General features: G+C 64.4%; 12 protein-coding genes and 1 pseudogene. 5 read left to right on the top strand and 8 right to left on the bottom strand.

Annotated elements, in window-relative coordinates:
• From QZM67_RS19030 to clpS, 5 genes and pseudogenes are all read right to left on the bottom strand, one after another.
• Window positions 1-333 (bottom strand): annotated as a pseudogene (locus tag QZM67_RS19030) (IS3 family transposase); the annotation flags it as partial.
• A gap of 105 nt (window positions 334-438) precedes the next feature.
• Window positions 439-1209, bottom strand: coding sequence for a hypothetical protein (locus QZM67_RS19025; protein ID WP_301805765.1), 771 nt, complete (start codon window positions 1207-1209; stop codon window positions 439-441).
• A gap of 136 nt (window positions 1210-1345) precedes the next feature.
• Complete coding sequence (locus tag QZM67_RS19020) at window positions 1346-2725, bottom strand: amino acid permease (RefSeq protein WP_301805763.1); 1380 nt, start codon at window positions 2723-2725, stop codon at window positions 1346-1348.
• 104 nt (window positions 2726-2829) lie between these two features.
• A complete protein-coding gene (gene clpA / locus QZM67_RS19015; RefSeq protein ID WP_301805761.1) occupies window positions 2830-5130 on the bottom strand; it encodes an ATP-dependent Clp protease ATP-binding subunit ClpA in 2301 nt (766 codons plus the stop codon).
• The gene (gene clpS, locus QZM67_RS19010; RefSeq protein ID WP_006398529.1) at window positions 5127-5441 is read right to left on the bottom strand and encodes an ATP-dependent Clp protease adapter ClpS; all 315 of its coding nucleotides are present in this window, start codon (window positions 5439-5441) and stop codon (window positions 5127-5129) included. The genes clpA and clpS overlap by 4 nt, the downstream gene beginning before the upstream one ends.
• 547 nt (window positions 5442-5988) lie before the next feature.
• On the opposite strand from clpS, the gene QZM67_RS19005 reads away from it, so the two are divergent.
• Window positions 5989-6192: a cold-shock protein gene (locus QZM67_RS19005; RefSeq protein WP_006478030.1), complete on the top strand. Its 204-nt coding sequence runs from the start codon at window positions 5989-5991 to the stop codon at window positions 6190-6192.
• Window positions 6193-6376: 184 nt separating this feature from the next.
• On the opposite strand, the gene QZM67_RS19000 is transcribed toward QZM67_RS19005, so the two are convergent.
• Window positions 6377-7993 carry a multicopper oxidase family protein gene (locus QZM67_RS19000; RefSeq protein WP_301805757.1) on the bottom strand — a complete coding sequence of 539 codons (1617 nt, stop codon included), beginning with the start codon at window positions 7991-7993 and terminating at the stop codon, window positions 6377-6379.
• 654 nt (window positions 7994-8647) lie between these two features.
• On the opposite strand from QZM67_RS19000, the gene QZM67_RS18995 reads away from it, so the two are divergent.
• Entirely contained in the window at window positions 8648-8872 is a 225-nt protein-coding gene (locus tag QZM67_RS18995; RefSeq protein ID WP_006490888.1) for a hypothetical protein, read from the top strand.
• Window positions 8873-8995: 123 nt separating this feature from the next.
• Here the strand turns inward: QZM67_RS18995 and QZM67_RS18990 are convergent, their stop codons facing one another.
• Window positions 8996-11224, bottom strand: a complete 2229-nt coding sequence (locus QZM67_RS18990; RefSeq protein ID WP_301805754.1) for an NADP-dependent isocitrate dehydrogenase — start codon at window positions 11222-11224, stop codon at window positions 8996-8998.
• Between the two features lie 280 nt (window positions 11225-11504).
• Window positions 11505-12761 carry an NADP-dependent isocitrate dehydrogenase gene (icd, locus tag QZM67_RS18985; protein WP_006478026.1) on the bottom strand — a complete coding sequence of 419 codons (1257 nt, stop codon included), beginning with the start codon at window positions 12759-12761 and terminating at the stop codon, window positions 11505-11507.
• A 277-nt stretch (window positions 12762-13038) separates the two neighbouring features.
• On the opposite strand from icd, the gene QZM67_RS18980 reads away from it, so the two are divergent.
• From QZM67_RS18980 to QZM67_RS18970, 3 genes are all read left to right on the top strand, one after another.
• Window positions 13039-13617: a pseudouridine synthase gene (locus QZM67_RS18980; protein ID WP_175024842.1), complete on the top strand. Its 579-nt coding sequence runs from the start codon at window positions 13039-13041 to the stop codon at window positions 13615-13617.
• 281 nt (window positions 13618-13898) lie between these two features.
• Window positions 13899-14114 carry a hypothetical protein gene (locus tag QZM67_RS18975; protein WP_011352970.1) on the top strand — a complete coding sequence of 72 codons (216 nt, stop codon included), beginning with the start codon at window positions 13899-13901 and terminating at the stop codon, window positions 14112-14114.
• 160 nt (window positions 14115-14274) lie between these two features.
• Window positions 14275-14775, top strand: a complete 501-nt coding sequence (locus QZM67_RS18970; RefSeq protein WP_089451158.1) for a DUF192 domain-containing protein — start codon at window positions 14275-14277, stop codon at window positions 14773-14775.
• Window positions 14776-14932 lie beyond the last annotated feature (157 nt).

The raw sequence follows: 14932 nt of genomic DNA, 5'->3' as shown, positions 1-14932 counted from the left end.
CTTGCGCATCACGTCGATCACCGCCTCGAACAGCGCGGCTTTCTCCTGCGCTTCTCGCAACTGCGTCTCCAACTCTTTGATGCGCTGCTCCGGTGTGAGTGGCTTTGAGTCTGGCTTTGGCATGGTGGAACCCGATCGCGCACGGCCGGATGGATCGGCCCAATCCTGCAAGCCGTGCTTGCGTAACCATACCAGCACGGTCGAGCGCCCCTGGATGCCGTAGCGCTGCTGCGCCTCTCTGTACGTCAGTTCGCCTTTTTCGACCTGCGCCACCACCGACAGCTTAAAAGCCAGGCTGTAGTCCCGCTGCGTTCGTTTGATCCCTTGTTGCACTTGGCACCTCTTCGCTTCGGCGAAAAAGTGTCAACCTATTTCAGGACGGGTCAACGCAACGAAAAAGGGGCCTCCTAGAAGGCCCCTTTTTCTTTTCCTTCGCCGTCATTCCTCGACGGGTTGTGCGATCCGCACGGGCGTCAGGCCGCGCTGCCGCGCCTGGGCCACGATCGCGTAGATCACCAGCGCGACCAGCACCCCAAGCAGCACGGCCGACGAACCGATCGTGCCGAGCGCGAGACCGCCCTTCGCCACCGGCTTCGTCAGCAGGTCGCCGACCGTTGCACCGAACGGACGCGTGAGCACGAACGCGGCCCAGAACAGCAGCACACCCGAGATCCGCGTGAAGTAGTGGGCGAGCACGATCAGCGCGAGCAGCCCGCCGATCAGCAGCGCGCCGCCGCCGAAGCCGAGCCCCGAGCTGTCCGCGAGGAAGTCGCCGAGCGCAGTGCCGAGCGTATTCGAGAACAGGATCGCGATCCAGTACAGCAGCTCGACCTTGCGCGTGCGGATCAGGTCGACCGACAGCGATTCGCCGCTGAGTCGCCACACCGCGAAGATGGCCAGCAGGATCGCGACCAGGATCGACGAGCCGGCTGCATAGCCGAGGCCGAGCGTGCGGTCCATGAAGTCCGACATCGTCGTGCCGGCCGTGCTCGTCGCGACGATCACGGCCCAGTAGATCGCCGGGCGATAGCGTGTCGTTTTGAGCTGCGCGCCCAGCGTCACGAGAAAGAAACCGAACAGCAGGATGGAGCTCACCGCGTAGCCGACGTTCAGCGTCATCGACAGCAGGTCGCCGCCGGTTTCGCCAAGCGTCGTCGCGCAGATCTTCATGATCCAGAACGCGAGCGTGATTTCGGGAAGTTTGTTCATTCGAACCCCTTTATGCAGGAAAGCGGCGGGCCGGCGCGAGCCGCCCCGCCTTGCAGACAGGATCGAATGTAGTCGCCGCGGGCTTAACGGCACCTTAACGAACGGGGAGTCGACGCAGACAGCCGCGCCATGACCATCAACGTGCGTGTTGGTGCCGGTAATGCAGCGCGTACGCGAGCGTGAGCAGCACGACGAACACGACGCCGACCACCATCGTCATCCGGAATTCGCGCGTGAACGCGGTCGTGAACAGGATCGCCGCGACGAGCCCCGCACCGAGCAGGCTGCCGAACGGGTGCCCCCACATCCGGAACGCGAGCGCGGGGCCGCGATACCGTGCACGGAAGCGCAGGTGCGTGACGAAGATCATCAGCCACGTGAACAGCGCGCCGAACATCGCGATCGCCATCATCACGGTGAACGCGGTGTCGGGTGCCAGCGCGACCAGCACGGCCGCCACCGCGACGCCGCTCGTCGAGATCCACAGCGCCGCGCGCGGCACGCCGTTCGTGCCGAGCCGGCCGAACACCGCCGGCGAGAGTCGCGCGCGCGACAGGCTGAACATCATCCGCGTTGTCACGTAAAGCTGGCTGTTCATCGCCGACAGCGCCGCGATCAGCAGCACGAAGTTGATCACGCCTGCCGCGTACGGCACGTGGGTCGCGGCCATCACCTTTACGAACGGGCTTTCGTCGGTACCGGCCTGCGTCCACGGCACGATCGCGAGCATCAGCGACAGCGTCAGCAGGTAGAACAGCACGAGCCGGAACACGGTCGAGCGGAACGCGCGCGTGACCGCGTGCTGCGGATCGCGTGCCTCGCCGGCCGCGATCGCGACGGCTTCGATGCTCATGTAGCTGAAGATCGCGACGATCACCGCGACCCAGGTACCCCACGGCCCCTTCGGCATGAAGCCGCCGTGCGCGGTGTAGTTCGCGAAACCGATGCCCGATGCGGCCGGCGCCGACCACACGAGATACGCGCCGAGCACGATGAACACGACGATCGCCGCGATCTTCAGCAGCGAGAACGCATATTCGACCGTGCCGTACAGCGTGACGCTCGCGAGATTCACGGCGATCAGCAGCGCGGAGAAGCCGATTACCCAGTACCAGCCGGGCACGGCCGGGAACCAGTACTTCATGAACACGGCGATCGCGCTGATCTCGGTGCCGATCGCGAACACGACCGCGAACCAGTACGCATAGCGCACCAGGAAGCCCGCCAGCGGGCCGACGTAGTGCTCGGCATACGCGCCGAACGAACCGGCCGTCGGGTGCGCGACCGTCATTTCCGCGAGCGCGCCCATCAGCAGCAGCGCGATCAGCGCACCGATCGCATACGAGACCAGCACGCTCGGGCCGGCGAGCCCGATCGCGAACCCGCTGCCGAGGAACAGCCCCGTGCCGATCGCGCCGCCGATCGCGATCATCGCCATCTGCCCTGACGTCAGCGCATGGCGCAAACCCTGTTCGCGCGCGACGATGTCGTCGAACGTCCGTTGTTGTTGTGTCACTGCGTTGCCACTCCCCTGCACCACCAACGCGCCGCCGGCGCCAGATAAAACGAAACGGCGCGGAAGACATCCCGCGCCGTTCGCATGAACTACCCGATTATCGCTTACTCGACTTCGACCGCCTCTTCGTTCGGCTTGTGCGGCGGGTTCGCCAGCTTGTCGAACGACAGCTGCACCTTGTCGTTTTCGTCGACGTCGACCGTCACGTGGCCGCCGTTGACGAGCTTGCCGAACAGCAACTCGTCGGCCAGCGCGCGCCGGATCGTGTCCTGGATCAGCCGCTGCATCGGCCGCGCGCCCATCAGCGGGTCGAAGCCGTGCTTCGCGAGGTGCTTGCGCAACGCGTCGGTGAAAAGCGCGTCGACCTTCTTCTCGTGCAGCTGTTCCTCGAGCTGGATCAGGAACTTGTCGACCACGCGCATGATGATTTCCTCATCGAGCGAGCGGAAGCTGATGATCGAATCCAGGCGGTTGCGGAACTCCGGCGTGAACAAGCGCTTGATGTCGGTCATCTCGTCGCCCGTCTCGCGGCGCGTCGTGAAGCCGATCGTCGCCTTCTGCATCGACTCGGCGCCCGCGTTCGTCGTCATGATGATGATGACGTTGCGGAAATCCGCCTTGCGGCCGTTGTTGTCCGTCAGCGTGCCGTGGTCCATCACCTGCAGCAGCACGTTGAAGATGTCCGGATGCGCCTTCTCGATTTCGTCGAGCAGCAGCACGCAGTGCGGCTTCTTCGTGACGGCTTCGGTCAGCAGGCCGCCCTGGTCGAACCCGACGTAGCCCGGCGGCGCGCCGATCAGGCGGCTCACCGCGTGACGCTCCATGTATTCCGACATGTCGAAGCGGATCAGCTCGATGCCGAGCGTGAACGCGAGCTGGCGCGCCACTTCGGTCTTGCCGACGCCCGTCGGGCCGGAGAACAGGAACGCGCCGATCGGCTTGTCCATCTTGCCGAGGCCCGCGCGCGCCATCTTGATCGACGCAGCCAGTGCGTCGATCGCCGGATCCTGGCCGAACACGACGCTCTTCAGGTCGCGGTCGAGCGTCTGCAGCTTGCTTCGGTCGTCCTGCGACACGCTCTGCGGCGGCACACGGGCGATCTTCGAGATGATTTCCTCGATTTCGCTCTTGCCGATCGTCTTCTTCTGCTTCGACTTCGGCAGGATGCGCTGAGCGGCACCCGCTTCGTCGATCACGTCGATCGCCTTGTCCGGCAGGTGACGGTCGGTGATGAAGCGTGCCGACAGTTCGGCCGCGGCCGACAGCGCACCCGACGAATACTTGACGCCGTGATGCTCCTCGAAGCGCGACTTCAGCCCGCGCAGGATCGCGACCGTCTGCTCGACGGTCGGCTCCGTCACGTCGACCTTCTGGAAGCGCCGCGACAGCGCCGCATCCTTCTCGAAGATGCCGCGATACTCGGTGAAGGTGGTCGCGCCGATGCACTTGAGCGTGCCCGACGACAGCGCCGGCTTCAGCAGGTTCGACGCATCGAGCGTGCCGCCCGACGCGGCACCCGCGCCGATCAGCGTATGGATTTCGTCGATGAACAGGATCGCGTGCGGACGCTCCTTCAGCTCTTTCAGCACCGTCTTCAGGCGTTGCTCGAAATCGCCGCGGTACTTGGTGCCCGCGAGCAGCGCGCCCATGTCGAGCGAGTAGACCTGCGCGTTCGCGAGGATGTCCGGCACCTCGCCGCGCGTGATGCGATACGCGAGCCCTTCCGCGATCGCGGTCTTGCCGACACCGGCCTCGCCGACGAGCAGCGGATTGTTCTTGCGGCGACGGCACAGCACCTGGACCACGCGCTCGACCTCGGGCTCGCGACCAATCAGCGGATCGATGCGGCCGTCCTTCGCCATCTGGTTCAGGTTCTGCGTGAACTGCGCGAGCGGCGTTTCCTTCTGCGCATTCGCGTCTTCGCTTTCCGCGTTCGCATCGGCCGACTTTGCGGCTTCGCCGCTGTTCGTCTTCGCGATGCCGTGCGAAATGAAGTTCACGACGTCGAGGCGCGTGACGCCCTGCTGCTGCAGGTAGTACACCGCGTGCGAATCCTTCTCGCCGAAGATCGCGACCAGCACGTTCGCGCCGGTGACTTCCTTCTTGCCGTTCGACGTCGACTGGACGTGCATGATCGCGCGCTGGATCACGCGCTGGAAACCGAGCGTCGGCTGGGTATCGACATCGTCGGTGCCCGGCACGGTAGGTGTGTTGTCGTGGATGAAATTGCGCAGGTTCTGACGCAAGTCCTCGATGTTTGCCGCGCACGCGCGCAACACCTCGGCTGCCGTCGGATTATCCAGCAGGGCCAGCAGCAAATGCTCGACCGTAATGAACTCATGGCGCGCCTGGCGTGCTTCCATGAACGCCATGTGCAGGCTGACTTCCAATTCCTGGGCAATCATGCTTCCTCCATCACGCACTGCAGCGGATGCCCGGCCTGCCGCGCATGGGTAACGACTTGCTCAACCTTGGTCGACGCGATGTCCCGCGTATAGACCCCACAAACCCCTCGCCCTTCGCGATGGACCTTCAGCATGATCTGCGTGGCCGTCTCGCGATCCTTCTTGAAATACTCCTGGACCACCATCACGACGAACTCCATCGGCGTGAAGTCGTCGTTCAGCAGCACCACCTTGTACATCGAAGGCGGCTTGAGCTTCTGCTGCTTGCGTTCCAGGACGGTGCTGTCCTGCTTGTCCGGGATAATCGCCATACACCCATTCTAAACAACTCGGACAGGCCCGCAATCCTGCCATTACCCGACCGACCGGCCGGCGCCCTCCCCGGAATCCCGGAACACGCGATCTTCTTCGTGCCATACGAAAGCCGGCTGCGGTGCCGGCTTTCACGCGTGGCGCGGAACACGAACCGTCAGGGGGAACCGCACACGGAACGTCGTGTCCGCATCCAGTATCCCACAAGCCGGGACGACTCGAACGCGTGTCACTCGAGCCTGGTATATGAGCCGATTATGCGGCTTTTCAAGACCTCGCGCTTGGCCGCGTGCTGCCAAGCAAAGCCGGAAAAACCCTGAAAATGGGTTCTTTACAACGACCCTCTAAACGTCTAAAAATTCCACTTGACACTCCAATAAAGAGCGCCAACAATCAAGCTGGCACTTTTTTCAATTTGCCGGTTGGCAAAATGAAAGAGGCCGAAGGTGAGCTTGTGAGGGGGGAACGGCTGTATTTTCCGGTCGTTTAGCTTTTCGAGCGTGCTCGTGGTAAGTAGCAGCGACTGTGTGACAGGGGAAGTAGGAAATGGCAACTGGTATCGTTAAGTGGTTCAACGACGCGAAGGGCTTCGGTTTCATCACTCCCGATGAGGGCGGTGAGGATCTGTTTGCGCACTTCTCGGCTATCACCATGAATGGCTTCAAGACGCTGAAGGAAGGCCAGAAGGTGAGCTTTGACGTCGTTCAAGGACCGAAGGGCAAGCAAGCGTCGAACATCCAGGCCGCATAAGGCACCGGATATCAGACGAAGAAACCCGGCGCATGTATTGCGCCGGGTTTCTTTATTTGAGGCCGGCCAATCGATAATCGATTGGCCGGCCTTTTCGTTCAATCCCGATAATTGAACACGTATTGTCTTGTCTCGCGCGCGAATCGGATACTCGTCCGGCACGTGAAACATAATCGCTACTTCGTTACACGACCTTCAGCGTGCCCATCATGCCGAGATCCTCGTGTTCGAGAATGTGGCAATGAAACATGCGCTCGCCGGGCATGTCTTGCGTGACGAGAATCGTCACGGTTTCACCGCTGCGCACGTTCACGGTATCGCGCCATGCACGGAACGGTTCACTCGTGCGCGAACCGCCCGACGCGCGCTCGATCACCTGGAACTGCGTGCCGTGCAGGTGGAACGGGTGATCCATGTCGGTGCCATTGCGGATCGTCCAGCGCTCGACGTCGCCACGGCGGCTCGTGAGCGTCGCGCGGTGCGGCGCGTAGGTGTCGCCGTTGATCGTGAAGCGCATGCCCGCCGGGCGGCCGTGCGCCCCGCCCTTCATCATCGCATCCATGTCCATCTCTTCGCCGAACGCGACCTCCTTGTGCGCGACCGGCTCGCCCAGCGGCGGCACCGCGCGCAGCGTCGCCGGCAGCACACGTACGGCGGCCGGCGCGAACGCGACGTCGGCCAGGGCCAGCGCCGGATCGGGCGGCAGGCTGCCGTGCCCGTCATCGTGCGACATCGACATCTTGCGGCGGTCGTATTCAGCCGCCTGCAGCACCGCGCGCGACGGGCGATCGCCGGCACGCACCAGCAGCTCCGCCCGTTCGCCCGGCGCGATCAGCAGCGACGTGACGCGGCGCGGTGCGTCGAACAGCCCGCCGTCGGTGCCCGCGTGCTCGAACGCGCGGCCGTCGTCGAACGCAACGCGCAGGTAGCGCGCGCTGCACGCGTTCCACACGCGCCAGCGCTCGTCGCCCGCGACGTCGATCCGCGGCCGGCGCGCGCCGTTGACCAGCACGAACTGGCCCTCGCGGCCGTTCATCCAGTCCATCATGTCGTTCGGTGCAATCGTGCCGTCGCGCGCAAGCTTCAGGTCCGACACGAACAGGTTGCGCTCGGGCCAGCCCGCCAGCGGATCGTCCGCGGCGCGCACGATGAACGGGCCGGCCAGCCCGCGGAAGACCTGCTCGGCCGTCATCATGTGCGGATGCGGGTGGTACCAGTAGGTGCCGGCACTCCCCTTCGGCAGCGTGAAGCGGTACACGCGCGACGCGCCGGGCGCGACCGGATCGGACGGATTGCCGTCCTGGTCGGGCGGCACGGGCAGGCCGTGCCAGTGGATCGTCGACGGCTGCGGCAGCTGGTTCACGAACTTGATCTCGACCGTGTCGCCCTCGCGCACGTCGATCAGCGGACCGACGACGGGGCCCTGCGTGCCCGCGCCGAACTGCCAGAACGTGGTCGGCCGTGCACCGTGCAGCATCGGGCGCGCTACCGGCTGCGCCACCAGCGTGGCCCGGAACGTGCCGGGCTCGCGGCTTTCGTTCGCGAGCGTGCGCAGCGCCGCAAGCGGCGCGCCTGCCGGCAGCGCGTCGGCGGCCGCGAGCGCGGCCGGTGCGGACTTGCCGTGCTGCCCGTGACCCGCCATCCCCGCCATCCCCGACATGCCGGACATACCGGGCATGTCGTCCATCGAGTCCATACCGGCCATGCCTGCGTGACCGGCATGCTGCGCCCACGCGGCGCGCGCGAACAGCGACGCGGCCGCGACACCGATGGCGCGCGACAGGAAGGTTCTCCGTATCATCAATCGTTCCTCGTTATCCATGCTGCGTCGCGCGGCCGCCGCAACGCCCGCGCCGGCTGGCTGTCGCTCGATGCGCGACGCGAATCCTGATGCCCGCGTCATCATAACCGCAGGCCCATATTGAAAAGCGCCGCCGCCGGCCGGGCGGCGATACGCCGCAGCGTTCAACAACGCCTTACCCGATTCATACACGTCGACCGACATCGCCGACCGGCGCTGCACGGCGCGTCATTCGCGACCGCAACCCCACTCAACCCAGCCGCTTGCGGCTTCTAGGCGGTCGCCCGGCGCCTGTCGTTCGGCCCCGCCCTGGCGCTTGTCGCGCCATCGGCCTGCCAACCCGCCAATTTTTCACGATGCGGAACAAGTCTCTGCGTTGTAAAAATTCGTGGTGCAGGGCACAAATTTCCCGTTTCGCGATGCCAAAAAACGTTCCACAATACAAAACGATGAAAATAATTATTTGTTTTTAAAAGAGAATTTTTGTTTAGTGAAGCCGTTCTACATGCACCATCCGATCGGGTCCCGGACGTAGACTTTGTCCCATGCACTGACGCTTCGCCACGACGTTCGATACGGAGCCCGGTGCAAGCAGCCAGTCGGGCCATCAGGTGGCACAACAGAATCGCTTGTGATCAGAAAGGGAGAACGGAAATGAAGGGATTTCGCTTTGGTTCAGCGCTCGGGTCGTTCTACATCCTGCCGGGTAACGGCGGCTGGGAAGCGACGTTCGGCAACGCCCTGCTCGGCGCGTTCTCGTGCCCCGAAGTGGCAGCCGACCACATCTCCCGCGGCGACTGCGAGCAACTGTCCGAACTGGACACGGCCACGCTCGAAGTGCCGCACGAAATCGCCGAATGGGAAATCGTTCACGTCTGAATGGCAAGCCTGCAACGAAAAACGCCCCGGGCGTCCGGGGCGTTTTCCTTTTGTAACGGGCGGCAGGCGGCAATGCCCGCCGCGCCGGTACACGCATCGACTCGCGCGATCGCGCGGCCCGCGTCAGGCGACCGCGTCGACGATGCCGTTCAGCGTCGCGCTCGGGCGCATCGCCTGGCTCGTCAGGTCGACGCTCGGACGGTAGTAACCGCCGATGGCCTGCGCATTGCCCTGCGCAGCCGCCAGTTCTTCCAGGATGCGCGCTTCGTTGTCGGACAGCGCCTTCGCCACGCCTTCGAACTGCGCCTTCAGCGCCGCGTCGTCGGACTGCTCGGCCAGCGCCTGCGCCCAGTACAGGCACAGGTAGAAGTGGCTGCCGCGGTTGTCGAGGCCGCCGACCTTGCGCGCCGGCGACTTGTTCTCGTCCAGGAACTTGCCGGTCGCCTGGTCGAGCGTCTTCGCGAGCACGACCGCCTTCGGGTTCTGATAGGCGTTGCCGAGGTGCTCGAGCGACGCGGCCAGCGCGAGGAATTCGCCGAGCGAATCCCAGCGCAGGAAGCCTTCCTCGACGAACTGCTGCACGTGCTTCGGCGCGGAGCCGCCCGCACCCGTTTCGAACATCCCGCCGCCGGCCATCAGCGGCACGATCGACAGCATCTTCGCGCTGGTGCCGAGTTCCATGATCGGGAACAGGTCGGTCAGGTAGTCGCGCAGCACGTTGCCGGTGACCGAGATCGTGTCCTTGCCCGCGCGGATGCGATCGAGCGAGAAACGCGTCGCGTCGACCGGCGTCATCACGCGGATGTCGAGGCCGTTCGTGTCGTGATCATTCAGGTAACGCTCGACCTTCGCGATGATCTGCGCGTCGTGTGCGCGAGCCGGATCGAGCCAGAACACGGCCGGTGCGCCGGTCGCGCGCGCGCGGTTCACCGCGAGCTTGACCCAGTCCTGCACCGGTGCGTCCTTCGTCTGGCACATGCGCCAGACGTCGCCCGCTTCCACCGCATGCTCGAGCAGCACGTTGCCCGCTTCGTCGGTGACGCGCACGACGCCGTCCGCCGGGATCTGGAACGTCTTGTCGTGCGAACCGTATTCTTCAGCCGCCTGCGCCATCAGGCCGACGTTCGGCACGCTGCCCATCGTGACCGGATCGAACGCGCCGTGCTGCTTGCAATCCTCGATCACGGCCTGGTAGACACCGGCGTAGCAACGATCCGGAATCACGGCCTTCGCGTCGTACAGTTGGCCGTCCGGACCCCACATGCCGCCCGAATCGCGGATCATCGCCGGCATCGATGCGTCGACGATCACGTCGCTCGGCACGTGCAGGTTCGTGATGCCCTTGTCGGAGTTGACCATTGCGAGGCGCGGACGCACGGCGTATTCGGCCTTGATGTCGGCTTCGATCGCTTCGCGCGTGTCGGCCGGCAGGTCCTTCAGGCGCGCGTACAGGTCGCCGATGCCGTTGTTCGGGTTGAAGCCGGCCTGCGCCAGCACGTCAGCGTGCTTCGCGAGCGCGTCGCGGTAGAACACCGACACGAAATGGCCGAACAGGACCGGATCGGAGACCTTCATCATGGTCGCCTTCAGGTGCACCGAGAACAGCACGTCCTGCGCCTTCGCATCGGCGATCTGCGCTTCGATGAAGCTGCGCAGCGCGTTGCGGCTCATCACCGATGCGTCGATCACTTCACCGGCCTTCACGGCCGTCTTTTCCTTCAGCACCTTCTTCGCGCCGTCGGCCGTCGTGAGTTCGATCTTCACGCTGCCGGCATCGGCGATCAGCGCCGACTTCTCGCTGCCGTAGAAGTCGCCTTCGCTCATGTGCGCGACGTGCGCCTTCGACGTGGCCTTCCATGCGCCCATCTTGTGCGGATGCTTGCGTGCGTAGTTCTTGACCGACAGCGGCGCGCGGCGGTCCGAGTTGCCTTCGCGCAGCACCGGGTTCACCGCGCTGCCCTTGATCTTGTCGTAGCGGGCCTTGACCGCCTTCTCTTCGTCCGTCGACGGATCTTCCGGATAGGCCGGCAGCTTGTAGCCCTGCGCCTGCAGTTCGGCGATCGCGGCCTTGAGCTGCGGCACCGATGCGCTGATGTTCGGCAGCTTGATGATGTTCGCTTCCGGCTTCAGCGTGAGCTGGCCCAGTTCGGCCAGATCGTCGGCACCCTTCTGCTCGGGCGGCAGGACGTCTGCGAATGCCGCGATGATGCGGCCGGCGAGCGAGATGTCGCGCGTTTCGACGGCGACGCCGGACGAGCGCGTGAAGGCCTTGACGATCGGCAGCAGCGAATAGGTCGCGAGCGCGGGCGCTTCGTCAGTGAGGGTGTAGATGATCTTGGGCGAAGTGGACATGGTCGATGCGTTGCTACTTGAAAATTTGGACTGGGAGCGCCGGCGGGTAACCGGCGGGGAGCGACCGGGTCGGTCGCGAAAGGGGCGCGCCGGCTCAGCCGGGCGGTGGTGTTGCGAGGGCCGTCATGTTCTACCTTGCAGGGGCTCCGGGCCGCATCGCGGCGCCGCGGCCCGCATGCCGGACCGCCCTGCCAACAAACCTGCCATCCACGAAACGCTCCGGCGCCGGCAGTAGGCGCCGGGGCGGCCGGACACGCGCCGGCCCACCCCGGAAGGGGACTTACATGTTCTCGATCAGCACTTCACCGAAGCCCGAGCACGACACCTGCGTCGCACCTTCCATCAGGCGCGCGAAGTCGTACGTGACGCGCTTCTGCAGGATCGACTTCTCCATCGCGGCGATGATCGTGTCGGCTGCTTCCGTCCAGCCGAGGTGGCGCAGCATCATTTCCGCCGACAGGATCTCGGAACCGGGGTTCACGTAATCCTTGCCCGCGTACTTCGGCGCGGTGCCGTGGGTCGCTTCGAACATCGCGACCGAATCCGACAGGTTCGCACCCGGCGCGATCCCGATGCCGCCGACCTGCGCGGCCAGCGCGTCGGAGATGTAGTCGCCGTTCAGGTTCAGCGTGGCGATCACGTCGTATTCCGCCGGGCGCAGCAGGATCTGCTGCAGGAACGCATCGGCGATCGAATCCTTGATCACGATCTCGTTGCCCGTCTTCGGGTTCTTCACACGCATCCACGGGCCGCCGTCGATCAGCTCGCCGCCGAATTCCTTCTGCGCGAGTGCGTAGCCGGCATCACGGAACAGGCCTTCCGTGAACTTCATGATGTTGCCCTTGTGCACCAGCGTGACCGACTTGCGATCGTTGTCGATCGCGTACTGGATCGCCTTGCGCACGAGACGCTCGGTGCCTTCGGTCGACACGGGCTTGACGCCGATCCCCGAGGTTTCCGGGAAGCGGATCTTCTTCACGCCCATCTCGTCCTGCAGGAACTTGATCACCTTCTTCGCCTGCTCGGAGCCCGCGGCCCATTCGATGCCCGCGTAGATGTCTTCCGAGTTCTCGCGGAAGATCACCATGTCGATCTTTTGCGGCTCGCGCACCGGCGACGGCACGCCCTTGAAGTACTGCACCGGACGCAGGCACACGTACAGGTCGAGTTCCTGGCGCAGCGCGACGTTCAGCGAACGGATACCGCCGCCGACCGGGGTCGTGAGCGGCCCCTTGATCGACACCACGTATTCCTTGAGCACCTGCAGCGTTTCGTCCGGGAGCCACACGTCCGGGCCGTACACCTTCGTCGCCTTCTCGCCCGCGAAGATCTCCATCCAGTGGATCTTGCGCTTGCCCTTGTAGGCATGCGCGACCGCCGCGTCGACGACCTTGATCATGACCGGCGTGATATCGAAGCCCGTACCGTCGCCTTCGATATAGGGAATGATCGGCTGATCGGAAACGTTGAGAGAGAAGTCCTTGTTGACGGTGATCTTGTCACCGCCTTCCGGAACCTTGATGTGCTGATACGGCATGATCGACTCCAGTGACGTGGCTGAGCAGGTGATGCTGGTCGAAGCTGCGCGCGCGGCGGGGGCGCGGCATGGCCACCCCGTGACGGCAACAGCGAGCCGCTATTCTAGCGCCCCAACCGGGCACTTCGGCATGAAGCGCGGCACTGCGTATCAAGACCCCACTTATGTCTTATATAAGACAGAGGACTTGCCGTTCCGTATTATGCATTAAGATTCCGCCATTTGCCATAGACCGCCCGCCCCCGCTTCCCGCGGCCCGCCGGGCGGACGCCCCGCCATGAACCTGATCGCCCTCAACAAGCCGTTCGGCACGATTTGCCAGTTTTCCGCGCACGAGACGCGCCCGTCGCTCGGCGACTGGGTAAAAACGCCCGGCGTCTACGCGGCCGGCCGGCTGGACGCGGACAGCGAGGGCTTGCTGCTGCTCACCGACGACGGCGCGCTGCAGGCGCGCATCGCCGAACCGCGCCACAAGCTCGTCAAGCGCTACTGGGCGCAGGTCGAGGGCTCGCCCGGCCCCGCCGACCTGAAGGCGCTCGCGCGCGGCGTCGACCTCGGCGACTACGTGACGCGCCCATGCCGCGCCGAATTCATCGAACCGCCCGACACGCTGTGGCCGCGCAACCCGCCGATCCGCTACCGCGCCGCGATCCCGACGACGTGGATCGAGCTGGCGATCACCGAAGGCAAGAACCGGCAGGTGCGCCGGATGACGGCGGCCGTCGGCTTCCCGACGTTGCGCCTGGTGCGCGTCGGCGTCGGAGCGCTGGATATATTTGCGCTCGGCATTGCACCGGGAGAAACAATCGCGCTGCCGCCGCGCGCGCCGTGGGACGGTTTCGCGCCTGCCGGATGACGAATTCGCGACGGGCGAATTTTTCGTCATCTTTTTCGTCAACCGCCTGCGAAGATCGCGCGTTAAACCACGCAGATGCCAACCTTAGCTATCCGGCATTGGCAGCCGAACCCGTGTTTGCGTCACGAAAGCGACGTTTTAATCGAATACGATTCGGCGCCCGCAGCGCAATGAGAAATTTCTCGAAGCGTCTGTCAACCGAAAGGTGGATGGCACCGTTAGACGACATGACTCCTATTGCCGGGTCATTTGGTTAATTAACTAAAGCTGAGGAACACAACATGAACAAACTGATCGCCGCTCTGGTCGCTGGCCTCTTCGCAACGGCTGCTTTCGCACAAGCATCGGCTCCGGAAGCTGCTCCGGCAGCTGCTGAAGCTGCTTCGGCACCGGCTAAGCACGCTGCTAAGAAGCACCACGCAGCTAAGAAGCACCACAAGGCATCGAAGAAGGCTGCAGCAAGCGACGCAGCAGCACCGGCAGCTGCTTCGAACTAAGTAAGCTTGCTGTAATAACGCAGTCAAGAACACGCAGTCTTGCCGTTCTTACGGCGTTGAAAGGCAGATCACCGCAAGGCGATCTGCCTTTTTCTTTTGTGTGCCCGCCGGTGCGCATCGCGTACCATGCGGGTCTCGTTTTCCAGATAGGAGCCTTGCTGTGCAATTCTCCCTGCGCTCGTCGCTCGGCCGCCTTGCGCGCGCCGCCGTGTTTCCCGCCGCGCTCGCCGTCCTCGCGCTCGGCATGCAGGCCGCCAGCGCGCAAGTGCCCCCTGGCGCCAAGCAGCCGAGCGAATTCCCGCGCGTGAAGCTGCGCGCCGGCATGTACGTGATCGACGCGGCCGTCGCCGCGAACGACCCCGACCGCGAACAGGGGCTGATGTACCGTTCGCAGCTCGCGCCGAACGAAGGCATGCTGTTCGTGTTCAACGAGAACGCAGTGCACTGCTTCTGGATGAAGAACACGCTGATCCCGCTGTCGATCGCGTTCATCCGCGCGGACGGCACGATCACCGACATCGACGAGATGAAGGCCGAGACGACCGACAACCACTGCCCGCGCAACAACGGCGTCTACGCGCTCGAAATGAGCAAGGGCTGGTTCGCGGCGAAGGGCATCAAGCCCGGCATGAAGCTCGAAGGGCTGCCGAAGGCCCAGTAACGGCCATTGCCGCGGCGTCGCGCCGCGCATCGACCGAAGCCGGCCGCCCGTTGCGCGCCGGCTTTTTTTTCGCCCGCCGGCAGAGGCACCCGGCTTGATTCCGCCAGTACCGGCCGCATCTGCAAAAGCCACGCGCAAGCGCTATGCTTTAAGTCTC

This window comes from Burkholderia sp. AU45251 (genome assembly GCF_030482905.1).
GTDB lineage: Bacteria > Pseudomonadota > Gammaproteobacteria > Burkholderiales > Burkholderiaceae > Burkholderia > Burkholderia aenigmatica.
The sequence above is the reverse complement of the archived record's forward strand: the minus strand, read 5'-3'. Positions and strand labels throughout refer to the sequence as shown.

Bases quoted from the DNA above. Each gene is read 5' to 3' on its own strand.
- QZM67_RS19025 (WP_301805765.1), bottom strand. From the start codon at position 1,209: ATGAACAAACTTCCCGAAATCACGCTCGCGTTCTGGATCATGAAGATC.
- clpA (WP_301805761.1), bottom strand. From the start codon at position 5,130: ATGATTGCCCAGGAATTGGAAGTCAGCCTGCACATGGCGTTCATGGAA.
- clpS (WP_006398529.1), bottom strand. From the start codon at position 5,441: ATGGCGATTATCCCGGACAAGCAGGACAGCACCGTCCTGGAACGCAAG.
- QZM67_RS19005 (WP_006478030.1), top strand. From the start codon at position 5,989: ATGGCAACTGGTATCGTTAAGTGGTTCAACGACGCGAAGGGCTTCGGT.
- QZM67_RS19000 (WP_301805757.1), bottom strand. From the start codon at position 7,993: ATGATACGGAGAACCTTCCTGTCGCGCGCCATCGGTGTCGCGGCCGCG.
- QZM67_RS18995 (WP_006490888.1), top strand. From the start codon at position 8,648: ATGAAGGGATTTCGCTTTGGTTCAGCGCTCGGGTCGTTCTACATCCTG.
- QZM67_RS18990 (WP_301805754.1), bottom strand. From the start codon at position 11,224: ATGTCCACTTCGCCCAAGATCATCTACACCCTCACTGACGAAGCGCCC.
- icd (WP_006478026.1), bottom strand. From the start codon at position 12,761: ATGCCGTATCAGCACATCAAGGTTCCGGAAGGCGGTGACAAGATCACC.
- QZM67_RS18980 (WP_175024842.1), top strand. From the start codon at position 13,039: ATGAACCTGATCGCCCTCAACAAGCCGTTCGGCACGATTTGCCAGTTT.
- QZM67_RS18975 (WP_011352970.1), top strand. From the start codon at position 13,899: ATGAACAAACTGATCGCCGCTCTGGTCGCTGGCCTCTTCGCAACGGCT.